Source organism: Haloarcula sp. NS06 (assembly GCF_051122755.1).
Taxonomy (GTDB): Archaea; Halobacteriota; Halobacteria; order Halobacteriales; family Haloarculaceae; genus Haloarcula.
Map to the genome: position 1 here is coordinate 301,257 of NZ_CP184844.1, position 20,230 is coordinate 321,486.

A 20,230-nucleotide genomic window follows, 5' to 3' on the forward strand; every position below is an offset into this window, starting at 1 on the left:
CGGCAGTTTCTTTCCACCAGTCTGATACTGGAAACGTGACGCGAGTACCACAGCGGTTAGGTCTCGGGCGCGCGTGGAGCCAGTATGACCTGCATAGGGTTTCTCTCGGTCGCACCGGTCATCGAAGGCAGCATGTCCTCGTACGTCGCTGACGCCGTCGCGGCGCTGGAGGCGTTCGACGTCGAGTACGAGACGACACCAATGGGGACTATCATCGAAGCGGAGGACAGCAAGGAACTGTTCGCGGCTACCCACGCCGCTCACGAGGCTGTCGGCGAGCAGACCGACCGCGTGAGTACGTTCTTGAAGATCGACGACAAGCGAACCGTTGACCAGCAGGCGCGAGATAAGGTCGACGCCGTCGAGGAGCATCTGGGTCGGGCGGCCAGAAGCGACGCGGCCGAAGGCGGAGATTAAAGGGAAGGGTGCCAAAGACGGCGTATGGATAGTCTCAATCGGATGGCCACGGAGCTCGTTGACGAGGCCATCGACTTTGCCGACGAACTCACGATAGACGTACACGCGCTGGAGGGTGACGCCGCGGTGCTGGACTTCGGCGTCGAGGTCCCCGGCGCTGTCGAGGCCGGCATGCTACTCGCGGAAATCCAGACGGCCGGGCTGGCGACGGTCCAGTCAACGATGGACACCATCAGCGGCGCGCCGCTGAACCACGTTGAACTGTCGACAGACCATCCGGCACTGGCTCTGCTGTGCTCGCAGAAGGGCGGCTGGGAGCTGGCCACCGATGGCTTCGAGGCGCTCGGGAGCGGTCCCGCACGCGCGCTCGTCGCAGAGGAGGAGGCCTTCCAGCGCATCGGCTACCGCGAGGACGCCGACTTCGCTGTGCTGGCTCTAGAGACCGACGAACTGCCGGATGAGGCCGTCGCGAGCCAGGTCGCCGAGCGCACCGGCGTCCCCGAGACCGGCGTGTTCCTGCCGTCATTCGCGACGGCGAGTGTCACCGGGAGCGTCGTCGCCGCGGCCCGAGCCGCCGAACTGGCCGTCTTCCGGCTTGCCGAACTCGGCTTCGACCCGGTGTCGGTGCTGTCGGCCAGTGGTCGCGCGCCGGTCGCGCCGGTCGCCGATGACGAAGCGACTGCGATGGCTCGGACCACAGACGCACTCGCCTACGGCAGCGAGGTCCACCTCACCGTCGACGAGTCCTTCGACCGCTTCGACGAGGTTCCCTCCATCGCGGCCCGAGAATATGGCGAGCCGCTCGAAGGCGTCTTTGAGGACGTGGACTGGGACTTCGCGGAGCTTCCTGTCGAACTGTTCGGCCCCGCGGCGGTCACCATCGATGTTGTCGGCGGCGACACGCACGTCGTCGGTGAGACGAGCGAGAACGTGCTAGCCGAGAGCTTCGGCCTGTAATCAGGTATGCGCTACAAGGTCGCGCCGCCGGCCCGTTCGCGCTCGTTTCTGGAAACCGCAAGAGAGGCGCTTCCGCTTGTCCCTGACAGCGAGGCGGACTGTTGTCGGGCGATACAGATGGCTACCGACGTGTCTGACCGCGAAACGGCCCAGAAGTACCTCGTGTTCCTGCAGGCGCTGGGACTGGTTGCCGAGAGCGAACGGGGCTACTACAGGACGAGGGAGGACTTCGACCGGACGGACCTCGCGACAACGTTCAAGAAATCTGTCTTCGGCGTCGACGTGCTCCTCGCCGCTCTCAGTTCGGAGCCGAGAGATAGTGATGCTGCCTTCGGTGCACTTCGGGCTGAGATTCCTCGCTGGGAACGTGAACGCCACACCGACTGGGAAGCCGTCTGGCGGGAGCGCACGGTGAATCTACTGGAATGGGCCGTGCTGTTCGGGCTCGCCGAAAAAACGGACGACGGCTATAGGTTACCGACCGGAGACGGCGCGGATCGGTGAGAAGAGGGACTGGAGACGGCGGGTCGCTACTCCGCAGGGTCGGTGTCGGTGACCGTCCCAACGCCCTTCGAACTCCCCTCGCGGAAGACGAACTTCTGGCCCTCTTCGACGAGATAAGAGCGGAACTTGAACCGGACTCGGGTCTTGCCGGCGTCGCCCGGGAGCAACTGCCCGCCCTCCGGGTAGAAGGCCGCGGCCTCGCTGACCGTTTCGAGGTGAACCACGGGCTCGTACCCGTCGCCGATGCGGGTCGGGTGGTTCAACACCATCACCTCGGCCTCGAACTCCTGCACCGGCGACGGGTCCGCGTCGCTCGGCAGCAGGACCATCCCACGCTCGATATCCGCCTCGCGGACGCCCTTCAGCGCGATGCCGACGATGCGACCGGCCTTGGCCTCGTCGACCCGGTGGTAGTGCATCTCGATGGACCGGACTTCGACCTCCCGGAAGCTCCCGTCCTGCATCGGCCCGAGCAGCAGTTCGTCGCCAGCCTCGACTTCGCCGGATTTGATCGTGCCGGAGGCGACCGCGCCGACCCCCTGAACGTTGTACGTTCGGTCGACATACATTCGGAAGTCACCTACCTCACCGGCGGTCTTTGGCAGCGCCTCGAACATCTCATCAAGAGCGTCCAGCCCTGCCTTGGTGACGGCGCTGGTGGTGACGACGGGAACAACGGTTTCAGAAATTTCGTCGATAGCCGTGTCGACGCCGTGGCGCTCCACCCGGAGCGGCGTCTTGTCGACCTCTCGCAATGCCTGCTCGACTGAGCGTTCGACTTCGGCGACCCGTTCTCCGTCGACAAGGTCAGTTTTGGTGATGGCAACAATTGTGGGGAGGTCCGTCGCCAGCAGGATGCCGAGATGTTCGCGCGTCGTCTCGGTCACTCCGTCGTCGGCTGCGACGGTCAGAAGGCCGTAGTCGAGCTTCTGGCCGACGAGGCCGCGGATCGTCGTCCGGAGCCACGGCTCGTGACCCACGGTGTCGACGAAGGAGACGAGTCGGTCGGATTCTTCGACGACCCGCGCCCGGTCGTCCTTTCGGTGCGGGTTGTCCATGCGAATCGGCTCCCCGGCCTCGTCAAAGCCGTAGACGCCGTATGAAAGGTCCGCCGAGAGGCCTCGCTCGACCTCGTGTGGCTGCACATCCAGAAAGCCACGTGTCCCGCCTTCGCCGTCGTCGGCGTCGCCGGTGACCAGCGACCCCACGAGGGTTGACTTGCCGTGGTCGACGTGCCCGGCGGTTCCCACGACAATGTGATCGTCGTCCGCGAGGACCGACCCTTCGGAGACCGTCGCGACGCCTACGATACCGTCTGTGTCGGTCGACCCGTCGTCCGAGACGCCGTCGACGCCCCACGTTTTGACATCCTCGATGTGTGCGCCGGCTTCCTCTGCCAGCAGACTGAGTACGTCCATCGACTCGGAGAACTCCGCCGGCGAGATACCGGCGAGACCGCCATCGTCGGTGACGCCAACGACGTACGTCGCCTCCCCATCCCCGGAGAGAACGCGGTGGCGGAGTTGCGCTGTGAGGGATTCGAGTCGCCCCTCGGACAGGTGAAGATTCTCGGTGAGCCGTTCTTTGAACTCGACGCTGCCGCCCTCCCGTTCACCGCGGTCAAGCGCGCGCCGGAGGACAGCCCGGTCGGGGCTCATATCCTCCCGTTACTGTGGGGTAGACATAAGCCTTCCCCGGATTTACGGTTCCAGAGCGCTCCTGAATCCGGTGACTGAGTGTGTCTCTCACAGTAGCGGCTGGACGGATATTTATACCTAAAGGCGAAGCCAGACCGCTCGTGGACTGAGCCGCTAAACGGGGTTTGCGGTCGTGTGACGCCGCCCCGTGGATAGTAGGAGCTGTCGATGGCGTCACCTGTTCGCCAGTCCAGGTAGCGACGGTTCCAACAGCAACTGGAAACACCGAATGTGACGGGTCAGTTCCGATACGGTGCGACCGCTTCGAGAAAGCCGTCGCCGTAGCTCGCATCGGTCACCCGGTCGGCTCGTTCGAGCGCTGTTTCATCGGCGTTGGCGACGGCTACGGCCTCACCGGCCAGGTCGAACATCTGGGCATCGTTCACCGAGTCACCGACTGCCAGAAACTCTGCCGGGTCCAGATCCAGCTCCGCACACACCGCTTCAAGCCCCGTCCCCTTGTCGACGACAGGGTCTGTCACGTGGTAAGCGAAGCCGGTATCGAGGACGACGAGTCCGCGCGCCGCGGCCAGTTCCTCCAGCGGTTCGAGCGGCTTGTCGAGTGAGACAACGAGTTCCGTCTCGCGCCATCGGTTTGCAAGGTCTATCTGTCCGAAGCCAAGGTCGTGGCCCAGATCGCGATAGGCATCACCGACCGCCAGCGCCGCCTCGTGGTCGCCTTCCAATCTAAGTTCGTCGGTTGCTTCGACGAACACGACGCCGCCGTTCTCGGCAACGACTGTCCGGTCGCGGCCGAGAAACTCACAGAGCGCAATCGGGAACGGCATCGCTTTGCCAGTCGCGATGACGACGCGTGCGGGCCACTCCCGGAGGACCGGCACAACATGGGGGTCAAGCGCGCGGCTCTCGTCGGTCAGTGTCCCGTCGATATCCACGATAAGGGGCGGTGTGTCGCTGTCCATACGTTCGGGTTTGGAGCGTCGGATATGTGGGTTGCGGTCAGTCGTCGGTTAGCGTCTCGTAGGCCGATTGCACCCGCTTGAATTCTCTTTCGCTCCCGCCATCAGTGTCGGGATGGACCTCCTTGACTTTCTCTCGATAGGCTCGTTTGATAGTACCTTGGTCTGCATCCGGGTCAAGGTCTAACCGCTTGTAGGCCTCTGTCGGACTCGGTCCCGACGACTGGACGCGCTGTCGGCGTTGCCGACCGCCCGCTGTCTGGCGTCGCTGCTGCTGTCGTCCCTGCCGACGGCGTTGACCGCCCTGGGTCGCTCGTGAGCGGCGCGCTCGGCGGCCGTCCCGCGGTGGTTCCCATTCCTCCCGTGGGCCAGCCCCGAACCCGCCGCGGCGGGCGTTCCCCGTGTTCTGTGCCGCCTGTCGCTCGACCCGCTCGTAGAGGCTTGCGGCCATCTTCCCGCTGAGGTGGTAGTACATGAAATACGTCGACACCCCGAACATGAGCGCCAGAAAGAGCACCGCAGGATTGATCACAAGGCCCACCGCCGTCAGGACGACTGTCAGGCCTCCGAACACCACCGCGATTCCCTTTGTGAGCCCATCGTACTGCACGCACGTTGCTTCGGCCCACAGGCCTGTAAGCGTCCCGCCTCTCGCACTCCAGCCGGTCTGCCCCTGAAGTCGATAGCGGACAGCGTCTCGGATGGGACAGGGACAAAACAGAGTACACGAACACGAGAACGACATCGCACGGACTGATAGACAAGTTCTGTCAAAACCGCACTACTGCGGAGTGTCTGACACAGCCTCAGTACCTCCCTACGCACTGTTAGTGAGCGCATATCCCCACCCGCAAACCCCCACCAGTTTCTACTGGATATCTCACTCACGTCTGGTGGTTCACGGGGTCGGGTTTTCACTTTCACCTCGGTCTAGACAGTATTAAGGAGAGTCGACGGCATCTATTCCGTTGTACGCGGCTATCGTTTCACGCGTCACCAGCACAGTTCGTCGAACACCGTAGCCGCGACTTCGGAGATTGCTACGGCCGCCGCCGAATCGCAGACAAGAAGGATTAAACGCTATCGATGACTACGTATTCGCCGCCAGAAATGACAGGATCACGGGTAGCTACGACGAGGGGTATCGACCGACAGACGGCCGCTGTCGGGAGGAGGAGCGGGCGATGAGTAACAGCGACCTTTCCGCTGACGAGATCACGCTCCCGATCAAACGTACCGACGGTGACACTATTGAAGAGCGACTCACAGGCAACGCCTACCACAACATTCTCCCGGCTCGCTACCTCCGGAAGGATGCCGACGGTGACCTCATCGAGGAACCCGAAAACCTCTTCGACCGTGTCGCGAAGAATATTGCGCTCGCCGAGGCTGTGTTCGAGGCCGACAAGCAAGATGTTGACGTACGCGTCTCGCCCGAGCAATTGAAGCCCGACCACCCGCGGCGCGACGAACTCGCCGACGAAGTGTTCGGTAAAGGAACGTCTGTCGACGACGACGTCGAAACTGAACTCTCTGTTTACAACGTCAACAAGTTCGCCTACGAGACGGTCGTGCCGGAACTGCCCGAGGGCGTCCGCGACCACGTCGAATCGACCGCCAACGCCTTCCAGGCACAGATGGAGCAGCTCTCCTTTATGCCGAACTCGCCAACGCTGATGAACGCCGGCGACGAACTCCAGCAGCTTTCCGCCTGTTTCGTTGACTCGCCCGGCGACGACATCGACGACATCCACCAGACCGCAAAGGAGGCCGCACAGGTCTTCCAGTCCGGCGGTGGCATGGGCTATGCGTTCTGGAAGCTCCGCCCGTACGGCGACCCCGTCGGCTCGACTGGCGGCATCGCCTCCGGGCCCATCACGTTCATGCGGACCTACGACCAGATGTGCGAGACGATCGCGCAGGGTGGCGCCCGCCGTGGCGCACAGATGGGCGTCATGCGCGTCTCTCACCCGGACGTCATCCAGTTCATCCACGCCAAGAACAAGGACGTCTCGCTCGCCGAGACGCTGCGCCTGAATGACCCGGACGACTTCACGCACAACTCCTTCGCCGAAGCGCTGGAGGAAGCACGAGAACTCATCGACGACGGCGGAAAGGTGCCAAAGCACCTCCGGAATGCTGTCGAGGGTCACCTTTCGAACTTCAACATCTCCGTCGGCGTCACCGACGACTTCATGGAGGCGCTGAAAGCCGGTGAGGAATTCACCTTCACGAACCCACGGACAGGCGAAGCGCATATCGCCACCGAGGAGACGAAGGAACTGTACGATATGTTCGGCCTCGGCGAACACGTCGAGGTTGGCGAAGAACTCTCGATTCCGGCCGAGGAACTCTGGGACGACATCGTCGAGGGCGCGCACGAGAACGGCGAACCCGGCGTTATCTACCTCGAACGGGTGAACAAGCAGCACTCCTTCGACGTTGAGGAGCATCCCGACCACGAGATTCTCGCAACGAACCCGTGTGGCGAACAGCCCCTCGAGGAGTACGAGGCCTGTAACCTCGGACACATCAACCTCTCGACGCTGGCCGCCACGGACGCGCCGGACTGGCGCGTCTGGTCGGAGGCCCACGCCGACGAGTACGACTCGACGGAAGCCGCTATCGACGCGTTCCTCGAGGACGCCATCGACTGGGAGGAGTTCGACCGACGCATCGAACTCGGCACCCGCTTCCTCGAAAACGTCGTTACGATGTCCGACTTCCCGGTCGAGAAGATCGAGCAGAAGGTCCGGGAGATGCGAAAAATCGGCCTCGGTATCATGGGCCTTGCCCAGCTGTACATCCAGCTCGGCGTCGCCTACGGGACCGAGGAGGCCAACGAAATCGCCCGCCAGACGATGCGCCACATCAACCACGGGTCGAAGGCCGCGAGCCACGAACTCGCCGAGGAACGGGGCGTCTTCACTGAATGGGAGAACTCCAAGTACGCGAACCCGACAGACTACTCCGACTGGTTCGAGAAGCAGACCGGCGAGGACGCGGCGGACTGGGAAGACGGGTACCCCATCCGCAACCACAACACCACGACCATCGCCCCGACCGGAACGACCTCGATGATCGGCAACACCACCGGCGGGTGTGAACCGATCTACAACGTCGCCTACTACAAGAACGTCTCCGACGACGTACAGGGCGACGAGATGCTTGTGGAGTTCGACGACTACTTCCTCCGTGCGCTGGAGGACAACGACATCGACGTCGAGGCCGTCAAGCAGGAGGCCCAGGAGCAGATGGCCAACAACGAGTTCGACGGCGTCGACGGGCTGACGACCGTGCCCGATGCCATCGGCGAGCTGTTCGTCACGACGGGCGACCTCTCGGCGAAGCAGCACGCGGGCATTCAAGTGGCCTGTCAGGAGGGCGTCGACTCCGCCATCTCGAAGACGGTCAACGCCCCGAACGACTCCACGACCGAGGACGCCGCCGAAGTGTTCGAGTACATCTACGACCACGGCGGCAAGGGCGTCACCTACTACCGCGACGGCACCCGAAGCAAGCAGGTGCTGACGACGCGCGCCCAGAACACGGAGTTCTCGGACATGGACGCTGACGAGATCGTCGCACAGATCGAGGAGGTCTTCGGGGGCATCGAAGGCTTCCTCGAGGACGAGGCCGTCCAGGCCGCCATCGACGACTCCATCCAGCAAGTGCTGGGTGTCGCCGACGGAGACGCCGAGTACGCCGAGAAGCAGACCCGACCCGACGTGCTCCACGGCGTGACACAGCGCATCGACACCGGCTACGGGAAGCTCTACGTCAACATCAACGAGGACCCCGAGGCCGACCGGCCGTTCGAGCTGTTCGCCAACATCGGCAACTCCGGTGGCTTCACCGCCTCCTTCACCGAGGCGCTGGCCAAGACCATCTCGACGGCACTTCGCTCGGGCGTCGACCCAGAGGAAATCGCCGACGAACTGCAGGGTATCCGGTCGCCGAAGGTCGCCTGGGACAAGGGCGAGCAGATCCAGTCCATCCCGGACGCCATCGGCACGGCCCTGCGTCGCTACCTCGACGGCGATGTCGACAAGGCCTACCCCGACCAGACCACGCTAGAGGAAACCGCCGAAAAAGCTGAAGGCGAGACCGCCACGCAGACGCAGACCGACGGCGGCGCGGCCGCCGCATCCGACACGAGTGGCGACCAACAGGACATCATCGACGCCGGCGAGAGCCCGGAGTGTCCTGACTGTGGCTCGCTGTCGCTGTACTACTCAGAGGGTTGCAAGACCTGCGAGTCCTGTGGCTGGTCCGAGTGCTGACGTAGTCGTCTGACCACGCGGATCCGGATTTCACCGCGCCTGAAGGTCGTTCTTTTCGCTGTGCGCCAACTCGCTGAGGGCTGGCTACCGGAATTCCATCACGTCATACACGCCGGTAATCGTGGTTTCCTCTACAGCCGCGGTGATTTCTGTGCCTTCCTCGGCCGCCGAATCTGCAACGAGCGTCACCGGCTCGATGGGATGGCGTCGGAGAAAGGCCACGATCCGTTCGAGCCACGACGGCTTCCCGCCTTTGCGGCAGACGATGACGTAGCGTGAGTCCGCGAGCGACGCCATCTCGGGCTCGAAGTCGTAGTCCTCGTGGTCGGCCGGCGGGACGACGTGAATGACCTCGCCCGCAATCGTCTCGTCCATACGCACGGTTAGCGACTACAGCGGTATGTGCCGCTCGCTTTGCACTATGAGTACTGTTTGGAGACCCAGCCCGAGGCACCGCTAGGATACGAGTCGGTTTCTGTTTCCGGCTGCACCTCACCGCGCTGGTCGACCATCCGGACGACGACGGTGTGGCCGCCGGATGGTGGGTCGTAAGTGTACTCCCACTGTCGCCACGCATCCTCGGCGGGGCCGTCGCCACCGGCCGCCGGCAGCTGGTCCGAGAGCGTTGCGTCCGCCCACGTCTCGCCGCCGTCAGTGGAGACTTCGACACGCTGGACGCCGCGCAGGCCGGCGTAGGCGTGGCCGCCGATGCGTCGGCGGCCGTCCGAAAGCATCGATTCGTGGTGAAGTTTGGCGACCGGATTCACCGGCCCGGTCCCCTGCCAGCCGCGTTTCTCCCAGTAGCCGTCGGCCTCCTCGTCGAGGACTTCGATCTCTGAGAGCCACTTGACGTTGACTTCGCCCCAGTGGCCGGGGACCAGTGCTCGGACGGGGTAGCCGTGGCCGCGCGGGAGTATCTTCCCGTTCATGCCGTAGGCGAGCATGCCGCCCCGCAACGCGTCGATGGGGAACTCCTCGTAGTAGTCGTCGTCAGCCCGGAGCATCACGCACTCACAGCCGCTTTGGATGCCGGCTTCTTCAAGTAGTCTGTCGACGGGAACGCCGGTCCACAGCGCGGTGTCCGTTTTGTAGCCGTTGAGGCTCTCGCCGACACACCGGAGCGTGACGAACCGGTTTTCGGCGTCCATCTCCAGAATGTCTGCGTAGGTGAGCGTGACCTCTTCGTCGACAGCACCGGTGATGGATAGCGACCAGTCCGCGGCCGAGAGTTCCGGGTCGATGGAGTTGATATCAACTTCGTAGAAGCTCTCACTGACCAGCGGATCGATGTCGTCAAAGTCCAGAGCGGATTCCGCTGCGACGGCGAGCTTTTCATCAACATCTTCGAGATCGGCCCCCGGTGCATTGAGTGCGGGTGCGTCGTCACCCGTCGCAACGACTGATCGCCGGTTGCCAGCTGTGTAGCCGACCGTTGCCGCACCGACGGCCACACCGACCGTCGAGAGCGCCCGCCGTCGTTTGGAGGAGATAGGTGACATCCGGTCACCCAGTCCGTCCAGCGCCTGTGCGAGTCCCACGACGGCGGCGGCGGGCACCGCCGGGCCAGCGGCGAGGACGACTTCGCCGGTGAGAACGACGCCGACGGCCCAGGTTACGACGGCTGTTCCGACAACCGGGAGGGCACGATTGTTCGCCAGTTGGCCGGTGAGGATGGCTGCTCTGGCCGCCAGTGCGATGAACAGCCCAGCGAGTCCGATGGCGAACAGGAGATTGAGCTGTTGGCCGAGACTGCCGAGTGTCGAGATCGCGGTCGAGACGATGATGCCGGGCATCGACCGCGCGAGCGTCCGCTCGATTGGCGAGGCGATAAATGCCGGCGCGTAGCCGGTCACCGCGTAGGACCCGGCCAGGCCCGCGATAGCTGCGGCAACGCTGGCCAGCAGCCGACCGCCGGGCGAGTCGAGGAGCTCGTCAGTCATGGCTATATCGACGGCCTACCCCGCAAAAGGGATTGTTCCAATTTCGGCCAGAATCCGTTCCGAAACTCCGGAAGACACAAGCGAGCGGGGCTGCTCTACGGAATCATGGACGAGCAGCCCGGCGGTCGGCCATGTCCGCTCTGTGAGCGGGCAATGTACCACCGACACTGCAAGTACGTCTGTCCGGAGCACGGCGTCGTGTATGACTGCGCTGACACGTTCTACTGACGAGACGCTCGCGGGTTTAATATCTTGGAACAACGAACAGAGTTGTATGAGTGGTCACGGGGGAGAGATTTCGGTGCTACACGTCGACGACGACCCCGACCTTGGCGATCTCGTTGCGGTCCATCTGGAGCAAACGCACAGTAATCTCGCTGTCTGTACCGAGCGAAGTGCAGCCGATGGGTTAGAGCGATTGTCCGAGCACACGTTCGACTGTGTCGTTAGCGATCACGACATGCCGGGCATGGATGGGCTCGAATTTCTGAAGGTCGTCCGCGAGGAGTACGAGGAACTCCCGTTTATTCTCTTTACTGGCAAGGGAAACGAGGAAATCGCGAGTGATGCCATCTCCGCTGGCGTCACCGAATATCTCCAGAAAGGGATGGGGACAGACCAGTATGCCGTGCTTGCCAACCGTATTGAGCGGGCTGTCGAGGAACGACGGGCCAAGACTGCGCTCGAAGAGTCTGAGCGGATGCTGTCGACGCTCATTTCGAATCTCCCGGGGATGGTGTATCGTGCCCGGAACGAGCCCGATTGGCCGATGGAGTTCGTCAGCGACGGTGCAGCGGAGCTAGTCGGCTACAGTTCGGAGACGCTCGAACGTGGCGACGTCTCCTGGGGCGCGCTGATTAAGGATTCCGAGACGGAGCGTCTCTGGGAAACAGTCCAGACCTGTATCGCCGCCGGCGAACCGTTTGAAGTCTCCTACCAGGTCGAGACGGCCGACGGTGAGACCCGCTGGATGTGGGAGCGCGGGCGTGTCGTCGACACCGACGACAATGGCGTCGAAATCCTCGAAGGGTTCATCACCGACGTGACTGCGCGCGAGGAGCGTGAACGGGAGCTCGCGGAGCAACGGGCATTTACCGAGAAGCTCATCGACTCTGTCGACGATATGTTCTACGTGGTCGGCACCGACGGGAGCCTGGTCCGGTGGAACGACACCGTCCAGTCGGTGACCGGCTACACCAACGAGAAGTTAGCGTCGATGGGGATTGGCGACCTCATTGTGGATTCCGACCACGAGAAACTATGGAGGATATTCGAAGAGACGCTAGAGACAGGGTACGGAACCATCGAGGCAGGAGTCGAGACAGCTGAGGGCGAACGGCTCCAGTACGAGTTTAAGGGCACGCTCATCGAAGACGAGCGCGGCGACCTGTTCGGGATTGCCGGCATCGGCCGGGACATCACCGAGCGGAAGCGCCGGGAGCGAGAACTCAGAGAGTACCGGACGCTGGTCGAAAACGTCGGGGACCCGATGTACGTCCTCGATAGGGACGGGACCATAGAGATGGTGAACGAGGCGATGGCCGTCCATCTGGGGTACGACCGCTCGGAAATTATTGACTCAGATCCGGCCCGGTTCATGCCCGAAGGAGACGTCGAGAGAGGAACAGCACTCATTCGTGACCTGATTGACGACGACAATCGGACGTGGGCGGCCTACGAGATGCGGACGATATCGGCTGACGGGACGGTCCGGATCAACGAGGACAGGATCGCACCGCTGTTCGACGAGGACGGGAACTTCGACGGGTCAGTCGGCGTGATGCGCGAGACGACAGAGCGAAAGCAACGCGAGCGGGAACTCGAACGCTACGAGACGATCATCGAGGCCGTCGGCGACCCGGTGTACACCCTTGACGACGAGGGCGTCTTCACTTACGTGAACGAGGCGGTAGAGCGACTAACAGGGTTCGAACCGGATGCACTCATCGGTGAGCACATCTCCACGATTATGGCTGGCGAGGACATCTCCCGTGGCAGCGACCTTATCCGGACCATGCTGTCTGACCCGACTCGGCAGAACATGACCTTCGAAACGGATATCGTCGATCAGAATGGGAATCACACCCCTATCGAGATCCATATCGCGTTGCTTCCGGCCGAAGACGAGGAGTTCAACGGGACAGCGGGCGTCATCCGCGATATCAGCGACCGGAAAGACAGGGAACGACAGCTTACAGAGTTCGCATCTGTCGTTAGCCACGACCTTCGAAACCCGCTGAACGTGGTCAAAGGGCGAATATCAGTTGCCCGGACGTCAGGCGACGTCTCACATCTTGAGGCGGCTGAGTCCGCGGCTGACCGGATGGACGACCTCATCAACGACCTGTTGACCCTCGCAAGGCAGGGCGATACGGTCGGTGAGACGACAATGGTTGACCTCGCCGCCCTCGCAGGGCAGGCCTGGGCCGATGTCGAAACCGGCGAAGCCAGGCTTGAAAAACACGGGACAGCGACGGTCGAAGCTGACGCGGCACGGCTCCGTGCGGTGTTCGAGAACCTGTTCCGGAACAGTGTGGAACATGGGTCCGCAAGCGACCAGAAGCAGCCCGACGACGCGGAGGAGCGCGAGTGTTGCACGAACACCTCAGCCCCGATTACTGTCTCCGTCGGGACAACGGATACCGGATTTTATGTGGCCGACGACGGCGCTGGTATTCCGCTGGAAGAGCGAGATAACGTGTTCGAACGGGGCTACACCACAAGCGATACGGGAACCGGGTTCGGGCTGGCAATCGTCACGGAGGTCGCACAGGCCCACGACTGGTCGGTATCGCTGACAGAAAGCGATGGCGGCGGCGCGCGATTCGAGTTCACGACGAGTTCGGAGCGCTGACGTGGCGGTAGGCCGGCCCCGCAAGCACCAGCACAGCCAGCGCCGCGGAAAGCAACAGGACATGCGGGAGTGCGTCGACGGTGAGACCAGTGAGCGTCAGCGACCGCAGTGACGCGCCTGCGGTGACCTCGACGGCAACCCACGGAATCTCACCGAGAAACGTCCCGACAGCGAATGAACGCGGCGAGACGCGGGCGAACCCGGCCCCATAGGAGACTGGGTCCGCGGGCACCGGTGAGAGCCGCGCTGCGAGAACGCCTCTCGTCTCGCCGGTCACCTCGATGATCCGCCGGCCGGAGTCCCCCAGCCAGCCGAACATTCCGCCTTGCTCACCGGCCCGGAGTGCGAATCGGTAGGGGATGAGGCAGGTGACGAGTGCGCCCATCAGCGCGACCGGGAAGCCGTATTTGACCCCGAGGACGAATCCGACGAACGCAGATAGTGGCATCGTCGGCCACGCGAAGAACGGGCGGACCAGATACAGGCCGACGATGACGCCCGCGAGGTAGACGGGATGGTCGGCGAGGTGCATCAGCTGGGCCACCACCCGCTCGGGTGTAAGCAGCGTCGTCACGATGGCGACGACTGCGACTAGCCCGACAGTCCCGACCAGCTGTCGCTTCGCGAGGCGGTCCATCTACCCAATTGGGCGGTAGCAATCGACAAACGCTTTGTGGTATCTTTTACGTTGCTCGGGGTTGAATCGGCGATTGTGTCCGAGACGCGAGACCCGGTCGAACTCGGTGTCGAACTACTCGCCCATCTGGAACACGGGGAACTGTCCGTCGCCGACGCCCTCGACCGCATCGAGACGGTGACGACCAACCCGCAGGTCCAGCGAGAGATACTCGACACCGCAGTGATGCGCGGTCTCATCGAACGCGAGAACGGCGTTGTCCGCCCCCGATCACAGGGATCGTACGTGAACTTCGACAGCGATGTCGTCGTCCGTGACGGGGAGTTCTCGTGTCAGCGCTGTGGTGCAGCTATCAGTACGGGCCACTTCGTCCAGTTTGACGACGGCGAACTGGGCCCGTTCGGGTCAACGTGTATTCGGAAAGTGTTAGGACGGGAGTAACGAGGGGCGCGACCGAAGGGAGTGGCCCTCGGTGGACAAGCGGCGACCGAAGCGAGCCGCGAGTGGCGAAAGCGTGGTTGCTGTCACAGCGCCAGTCTCAGCGTGTAATCGAAGACAACGACCAGAAAATAGTGAGCTGTCCGAAACAGGCACCAAGGCGAAACGCGGCGGCTTAGCGACCCTGCCGGAGTTCCTTGATGAGCTGTTTGATTGTGCGCTCTTGCTTCTGGAGCTGTTCGTTCTGTGCTTCGACAGCGGCGGTCAGTTCGGCGACCTGTGCTTCGAGTTCAGCGATATCGGAGTCTGTGGCGGTGTCCGACTCGACCGAGCCAGTGTCTCTACCGGCCGTGTCTCTGGATCGTGTTTCCGTCGTGGCTTCGGTGGTGGCGCCCTGCTCATTGGTCGGTGCGGTCGCGGCCTGTGTACTGGTGCTCGTGGATTCAGCCTCGGCATCGTCACCGCCCTCCTCATCGTTGCTCACAAGCGGGTCGATGCCGGATTCGAGGCCGAGCCCGTTGCCGGCTTCGTCAGCACCCTTGTCGGGGTCGGCCCCAACCATGGCGTTGAGATCGGCAAGCGAATCCACCTCGTGGTACGCAAAGAGGGCTTCTTCGAGCGTTTTCCGGACCATCGGTGCTTCCTCGGACGGCGCTTTGATGCGCTCTGGTCGCTCGTTAAATGAGAGGACGACGGCCGTAGCGACGCTGCCCTCCTCGAACTCTAGACCGGTCACGTCGTCGAAGGAGAACGCCTCGTAGTCGGCGTCCCAGGTGACGTTGCCGATGTGCTTGAGCAGCTGGCGATCGGTAATCACCAGCGTGAGTTCGCTGAACCGGAATACGCCGGCGAGACTCTCATCGGGAGCAATGCCGCCCGAGACGGTGAGCTTCCCTTCGAGCAGTCGTTCGAGGACGGCATCAGCGCGGCTCCCGGGGACAGACAGTTCGAGCTTCTCACTGGTGTAGATGAGTGAGAATTTAGTTTTGCGCCGGCCTTCCGAAACCGTGAGCCGTTCGAAGTCATGTGGATAGCTGGCGACCTTCTCGTCGCTGAGAAGGCCCTCACCACGGTAGACGAGCGTCCGGGTTGGTGTAAAACAGGCCGCGTCTTCATCGCCGAGGTTGACACCGCCCCGGATCTCCTCGTCCCCGAGTTCCTGCTGGACGAGGTCTGGTATCTCCATACTGCCTGCATACCTGCGTGGTGGCTTAAATCCGCGGGTCGAGTATCAGCGCCGATGAGGCGCCCACAGCGTGAGACTGCTCCACAGTCTCGACGGAGATGAGAACCTTCAAGACGGCTAACGGCCAACGCCTGAATGCACCCGCGCCCGGGTGGCTTAGCTGGACATAGCGCCGCACTCATAGGGTCTTTCGACTCATGCGGCAGTGCACCCGTCATGACCCCGGGGCGCTCGTCACGCCCCAGACCTGGGCCATGCGGAGATCGAGGGTTCGGAGCCCTCCCCGGGCACTACTCTGAAACTTTACATACCCATCGGCAGAACCGTTCTAACGACGGCTATCTGACCGGCTACCCCGATAATGAATTACATAACGCAATAGATAGTTCTCCGAATGTTGCAGTGGAAACTGCGGGGTGTCAGGCATGAGCGGGCGTGTCTCCTACGACGGGCCCGCTCTGGACGGGACTGTCCAGCACATCACCGAGCGGCCGGAACTGGACAACGGCGAAACCGTCGATGTCGTCGACGATTGTCTCGATGCCGACGGCGAGGAAAGAGTCGAGAACGTCCCCCATCCCAGTGACGGCCCCGACCGACCTGACACTGACGGACAGACGACGCTCGACGATTGGAGGTGGTCGCCTTGAGCGACCTCTCGCTGCGGGAGCGTGTCGAGAACTACCTCGAACGCAATCCCGACGCCAGCATGGTCGCCATCGCCGGTGCGCTCGGCGAGCCACCGACCGATGTCGCAGAGGTCCTCAACGAGGACACCCCTGAATCTGGACAAGATTCAAGTAAAAATACGGAGGACCGCGTAAGCGGGTCACCATCACGGCCGCAGCGAGATCCCGAATGGGATCGTTGGAGCGGAGCCGACTGGGCTAACTCGGAGCCGGATGTCTACCCGCATGCGCTGCTTGAGCGCGAGCAGTGGATGGGCCACCAAAATAAGAAGCCATTCGCACCGTGGGGAGACAGTGATGCCCCCGCCGAGTGCAGCAAGGACGGCCATACTACCGCGTCGACGTGTGACTGCGACGCTCGGTACAAGTGGGGCTACGACGGCCACTACCTCGACGGCGAGGACATCGCGATGGCCGAGGTCGACCCTCGTCTCGACGGCCGGGCGTTCCTGCAACAGCCCGACGACCCGTTCGCCTACGTCGACGGCGACGATGTCCGGGATCCTGAGACCGGCGAGCTCCATCCGGCGTTCGTCGCGATGCTCGAACACCTTGGGCTGACCTACGCCGACATTTCCCAGTCTGGCGCCGGCGCCCACGCCATCTACCGCGGTGAGCTTCCCGACGGCGTCAAGCAGGCGTCGTGGCAGCTTGACGACGATCCGTGGGGAAGCAACGACGACCTCCCCGCTATCGAAGTGTATCCCGGCAAGCGCGTCTGTGTGATGACCGGCGACCACGTGGCCGGGACGCCGACCGAAGTTCGTGAGTGGAACGATGATGTTGTCGAGACGCTCGTGCAGGTCAACGACCCGGTCGCCGCCAGTCAGGCTGACCGTGTCGACGAGCCCGCCGCCGCTCGCGAAGAGTTCGACAGCACTGACTACGAGCCCACGGCGACATCGACATCCGAGACAACGACCGACATCCGAGACATCTTCCATGCCCTGGACCGCCTCAATGCCCAGCGCGTCGCCGGGCGGACCATCGTCCACCGTTGGAACGACTCAGCGTCGACGAGCGATGGCGAACGGGCGTTCGCGCCGACCTGGGGACCGAACTCCAACGGGACGGCGAACATCGTCAACTCGGAGCGATGGATGGACACCGGCGACCGGGGTGGCTACGGTGGACCCGTGGTCATGGCCGCCATCGACGCCGGCGAACTCCGTCCGGAGCAAGCCGCCGGCGGTGTGTCCGGCGCGACTTGGTGGACCGGTGTTGAGCACCTCCGCGACCTCGGCTTCGACATCCCCGAGCTCGAAGACGATGGTGTCGACGATGACGGTGATCGCGATGACGCCCACCTGCTCCTGCAGGACGCGTGGGCCCGGGACGACGACGTCGACGGCGAGCCAACCAGCGCACTACCGCTCGGCCAGCTCGAAGCACTTCCGCAGCGAGAGCGGCGCCGGGCCGCAAAGAAGCGCGGCCTAGAGTGGCCGTCGACGGACGATGCTCGCGACGAGTTGCTCGACACCATCAAGCAGGCAATGCGCCACGAAGACGAGACTGTCGTCGATGCACCGACATCGCTGGGGAAGTCCTACTCCGTCGCGACCACCCGATGGGACGCCTTTGACGATGTCACCGGCGACCAGCCGGTCGTCCACCTGTCGGCCACCCGCGACGCTCGCGATGAAGCCGCCGAGGCCGCTGCGGAACACGGTGGCGAGCACTTCGTCCTGCAGTCACGACACGAGGCCTGCCCCGTCGCTGCGGGTGACCACGATCCCCGTGAAGCTCGGGAGGCCGACGCCGACCGACAGGTTATCACCATCGAGGGCGAGCCCGCAAGTCAGTGGCTCGACGCTCAGTGCGAGGGGAAGGGCATACCGTTCTCGGCCGCCCACCAGTATCTCGCCGAACACAACGACCAGTCGACGACACTCCCCTGCTGTATCGGGTCATCAACGACCTACGACGACGAAAAGGGCGACTTTGACGAAGGCGAGTCGGCCGAGTGTCCTGCCATCGAGCAGTGGGAGGTCCTCCGCGAGGGCGACTGGTCGCTCGTCATCGCTACCCACAACTTCGCCCACGTCCCCGGACTCCGGCAGTCCGCGAACATCGTCATCGACGAGGAACCCGACTTCCAGCAGGACCTCACGAAAGAGCGCATCGAGCGCGCCATCACCGCGTTCCTCCAGGCTGCTGACGCGCCGGTCACCACCTGGGAGTCGTTCATCTCACTGGTCGACCACAACGGCTGGGGTGGCGACGCCGGCAAAGAGCGCGACCAGCTCCAACACTGTCTCGACTTCGAGCCCGACCGGGAGTGGTACATCTCCGAGCCCGACGCTCATACCCTCGCTCCAGCCCTCGCGAGGGCTATCTTCCATGCCGAAGACCGAGGAAATGGCCGCCGGGTCGGGAAGACACCCCACCAGCCACCACGACTCGACGCCAACGCCGGCGAGGGCGATGGGTGGAACCGCGTCTGGGTGACCGTCGCGATGGACGAGGACAACGACATCCGGACAGTGCGGACGGTACCGGACCTCTCACATGCCCGCAGTGTGATCGGGCTGGACGCCCACCCCGCCCAGCCGGTGTGGGCCGTCAACACAGTCCCTCACATCGACACCACCGCGGTGCTCGACCCCGAGGAGCGGCGACTCTGGCGCCGCTATGAGCGCGGACTTCGCGTCGTCCAGGTTGGCGAGGCGACCCGGCCGCTCGCGAGCGGTGAGTACTTCCAGCGCGACCAAGTCGAGACGATGGTCGAGCACCTCCGCGAGGAGTACGGCGATGGATTCCGGACCGCCATCACGACCAGCGCCGTCGAGTCTCAGCTGCAAGAAATCCTCGATGACGCCAGCGTCAACGACGTCGATGACCGGACGATGCACTACGGCGAGGAGAAGTCACGGAACGACTTCGCTCACGAGGACGTCGGTCTCGTCGAGGGATCCATCGACCCCGGCGACGATTTCGTTCTCGACCTGCTGGCCGAGCTCGACCTGGACGCGGCGCCGGAGACGGTCGACGTCGACGGTGCCCAAGAGCGTGCCCACGGGCGCGGTTTCGAGGGCCCCGACGCCGAGACTGCCCAGGCCATCCTCGCAAGTGTTCGCGAGAATCACACGGCCCAGGCCGCCGGCCGGTACGCCCGGAACCCCGACGACCCCGAGAGCCACGCGACGGTGTTCGTCCGAACCGACGCGATGCCAACTGACTTCGCCGACGTCCAGGTGTCGGGCATCGAGTGGACCTTCACCGACGCGCAGCGAGCCATCGTAGAGGAACTCCGGTCGTCGACGACGTCAAAGACGGCTCGGGAGATCGCCGAGGCCGTTGGCGTGACGAAAGAGCACGTCCGCCAGACGCTCCATCGCCTCGAGGGCATGGACGCGGTGCAGGCCTTCGAGGGTGGCGGCGCACACGGTGCGACGCTGTACGCCGATGATGGGTTGCCCAACGCCGGCGTTGTGGACCTGGGCGAGACTGCCAACGATGCCGTATTGGATACCTATACGTGGTCGTTGGCGATCCTGGACCCCACACAGGCAACGCAGAGGGTGATGTCGCCCGCCAGTACTGATGACGGTAATGAAGCGGCCGTCTGGGACTGGCAGTCACCCCCAGATACGGCGTGACATCCACATCGATGCCATCGGCGGACGCCCCGCCGAGTAGCCACGGGTTTGCTCGGAGCAAGCATCGCCCATGAAACAACCTGATGAAACCCACCAATGAGTACCGATA

General features: G+C 63.4%; 16 protein-coding genes and 1 tRNA gene. 10 read left to right on the forward strand and 7 right to left on the reverse strand.

Annotated elements, in window-relative coordinates:
* Window positions 1-84 precede the first annotated feature (84 nt).
* Genes ACODNH_RS05210 through ACODNH_RS05220 form a run of 3 tightly spaced genes read left to right on the forward strand, consistent with a single transcriptional unit; the run spans window position 85 to window position 1,878 of the window.
* Window positions 85-417 carry an MTH1187 family thiamine-binding protein gene (locus ACODNH_RS05210; protein ID WP_306708182.1) on the forward strand — a complete coding sequence of 111 codons (333 nt, stop codon included), beginning with the start codon at window positions 85-87 and terminating at the stop codon, window positions 415-417.
* Window positions 418-441: 24 nt separating this feature from the next.
* Complete coding sequence (gene mch / locus ACODNH_RS05215) at window positions 442-1,374, forward strand: methenyltetrahydromethanopterin cyclohydrolase (protein ID WP_306708184.1); 933 nt, start codon at window positions 442-444, stop codon at window positions 1,372-1,374.
* A 6-nt stretch (window positions 1,375-1,380) separates the two neighbouring features.
* Window positions 1,381-1,878 carry a hypothetical protein gene (locus tag ACODNH_RS05220; protein WP_306708186.1) on the forward strand — a complete coding sequence of 166 codons (498 nt, stop codon included), beginning with the start codon at window positions 1,381-1,383 and terminating at the stop codon, window positions 1,876-1,878.
* A 26-nt stretch (window positions 1,879-1,904) separates the two neighbouring features.
* Here ACODNH_RS05220 and ACODNH_RS05225 read toward each other — a convergent pair whose 3' ends face one another.
* From ACODNH_RS05225 to ACODNH_RS05235, 3 genes are all read right to left on the reverse strand, one after another.
* Entirely contained in the window at window positions 1,905-3,536 is a 1,632-nt protein-coding gene (locus ACODNH_RS05225) for a GTPBP1 family GTP-binding protein (protein WP_306708188.1), read from the reverse strand.
* A gap of 278 nt (window positions 3,537-3,814) precedes the next feature.
* Window positions 3,815-4,498 (reverse strand): phosphoglycolate phosphatase, encoded by a 684-nt coding sequence (locus ACODNH_RS05230; protein WP_306708190.1) that lies wholly within the window; start codon window positions 4,496-4,498, stop codon window positions 3,815-3,817.
* 37 nt (window positions 4,499-4,535) lie between these two features.
* Entirely contained in the window at window positions 4,536-5,105 is a 570-nt protein-coding gene (locus ACODNH_RS05235) for a J domain-containing protein (RefSeq protein ID WP_306708192.1), read from the reverse strand.
* 574 nt (window positions 5,106-5,679) lie between these two features.
* On the opposite strand from ACODNH_RS05235, the gene ACODNH_RS05240 reads away from it, so the two are divergent.
* Entirely contained in the window at window positions 5,680-8,778 is a 3,099-nt protein-coding gene (locus ACODNH_RS05240) for an adenosylcobalamin-dependent ribonucleoside-diphosphate reductase (RefSeq protein ID WP_434531020.1), read from the forward strand.
* Between the two features lie 84 nt (window positions 8,779-8,862).
* Here ACODNH_RS05240 and ACODNH_RS05245 read toward each other — a convergent pair whose 3' ends face one another.
* On the reverse strand, window positions 8,863-9,153 hold the full coding sequence (locus tag ACODNH_RS05245; protein WP_434531021.1) for a DUF7526 family protein: 291 nt from the start codon (window positions 9,151-9,153) through the stop codon (window positions 8,863-8,865).
* A gap of 44 nt (window positions 9,154-9,197) precedes the next feature.
* On the reverse strand, window positions 9,198-10,718 hold the full coding sequence (locus tag ACODNH_RS05250) for a sulfite oxidase (protein WP_434531022.1): 1,521 nt from the start codon (window positions 10,716-10,718) through the stop codon (window positions 9,198-9,200).
* A gap of 105 nt (window positions 10,719-10,823) precedes the next feature.
* Here ACODNH_RS05250 and ACODNH_RS05255 point away from each other — a divergent pair, with 105 nt between their 5' ends.
* Window positions 10,824-10,946 (forward strand): HVO_2523 family zinc finger protein, encoded by a 123-nt coding sequence (locus tag ACODNH_RS05255; protein ID WP_004591539.1) that lies wholly within the window; start codon window positions 10,824-10,826, stop codon window positions 10,944-10,946.
* A 46-nt stretch (window positions 10,947-10,992) separates the two neighbouring features.
* The gene (locus ACODNH_RS05260) at window positions 10,993-13,572 is read left to right on the forward strand and encodes a PAS domain S-box protein (protein WP_434531023.1); all 2,580 of its coding nucleotides are present in this window, start codon (window positions 10,993-10,995) and stop codon (window positions 13,570-13,572) included.
* Here the strand turns inward: ACODNH_RS05260 and ACODNH_RS05265 are convergent.
* Window positions 13,550-14,209 carry a TVP38/TMEM64 family protein gene (locus ACODNH_RS05265; RefSeq protein ID WP_434531024.1) on the reverse strand — a complete coding sequence of 220 codons (660 nt, stop codon included), beginning with the start codon at window positions 14,207-14,209 and terminating at the stop codon, window positions 13,550-13,552. The genes ACODNH_RS05260 and ACODNH_RS05265 overlap by 23 nt on opposite strands.
* A gap of 51 nt (window positions 14,210-14,260) precedes the next feature.
* On the opposite strand from ACODNH_RS05265, the gene ACODNH_RS05270 reads away from it, so the two are divergent.
* Window positions 14,261-14,650, forward strand: coding sequence for a DUF5830 family protein (locus ACODNH_RS05270; protein WP_434531428.1), 390 nt, complete (start codon window positions 14,261-14,263; stop codon window positions 14,648-14,650).
* Between the two features lie 172 nt (window positions 14,651-14,822).
* Here ACODNH_RS05270 and ACODNH_RS05275 read toward each other — a convergent pair whose 3' ends face one another.
* Window positions 14,823-15,833 (reverse strand): DUF7115 domain-containing protein, encoded by a 1,011-nt coding sequence (locus ACODNH_RS05275; RefSeq protein ID WP_434531025.1) that lies wholly within the window; start codon window positions 15,831-15,833, stop codon window positions 14,823-14,825.
* A 145-nt stretch (window positions 15,834-15,978) separates the two neighbouring features.
* Here ACODNH_RS05275 and ACODNH_RS05280 point away from each other — a divergent pair.
* The 3 genes from ACODNH_RS05280 to ACODNH_RS05290 all read left to right on the forward strand — a co-directional run bounded on the left by ACODNH_RS05280 (window position 15,979) and on the right by ACODNH_RS05290 (window position 20,121).
* Window positions 15,979-16,123, forward strand: a tRNA-Met gene (locus ACODNH_RS05280).
* A gap of 135 nt (window positions 16,124-16,258) precedes the next feature.
* Window positions 16,259-16,483, forward strand: a complete 225-nt coding sequence (locus tag ACODNH_RS05285; RefSeq protein ID WP_434531026.1) for a hypothetical protein — start codon at window positions 16,259-16,261, stop codon at window positions 16,481-16,483.
* Window positions 16,471-20,121, forward strand: a complete 3,651-nt coding sequence (locus ACODNH_RS05290) for a hypothetical protein (RefSeq protein ID WP_434531027.1) — start codon at window positions 16,471-16,473, stop codon at window positions 20,119-20,121. The genes ACODNH_RS05285 and ACODNH_RS05290 overlap by 13 nt, the downstream gene beginning before the upstream one ends.
* The last annotated feature ends 109 nt before the right edge of the window (window positions 20,122-20,230 follow it).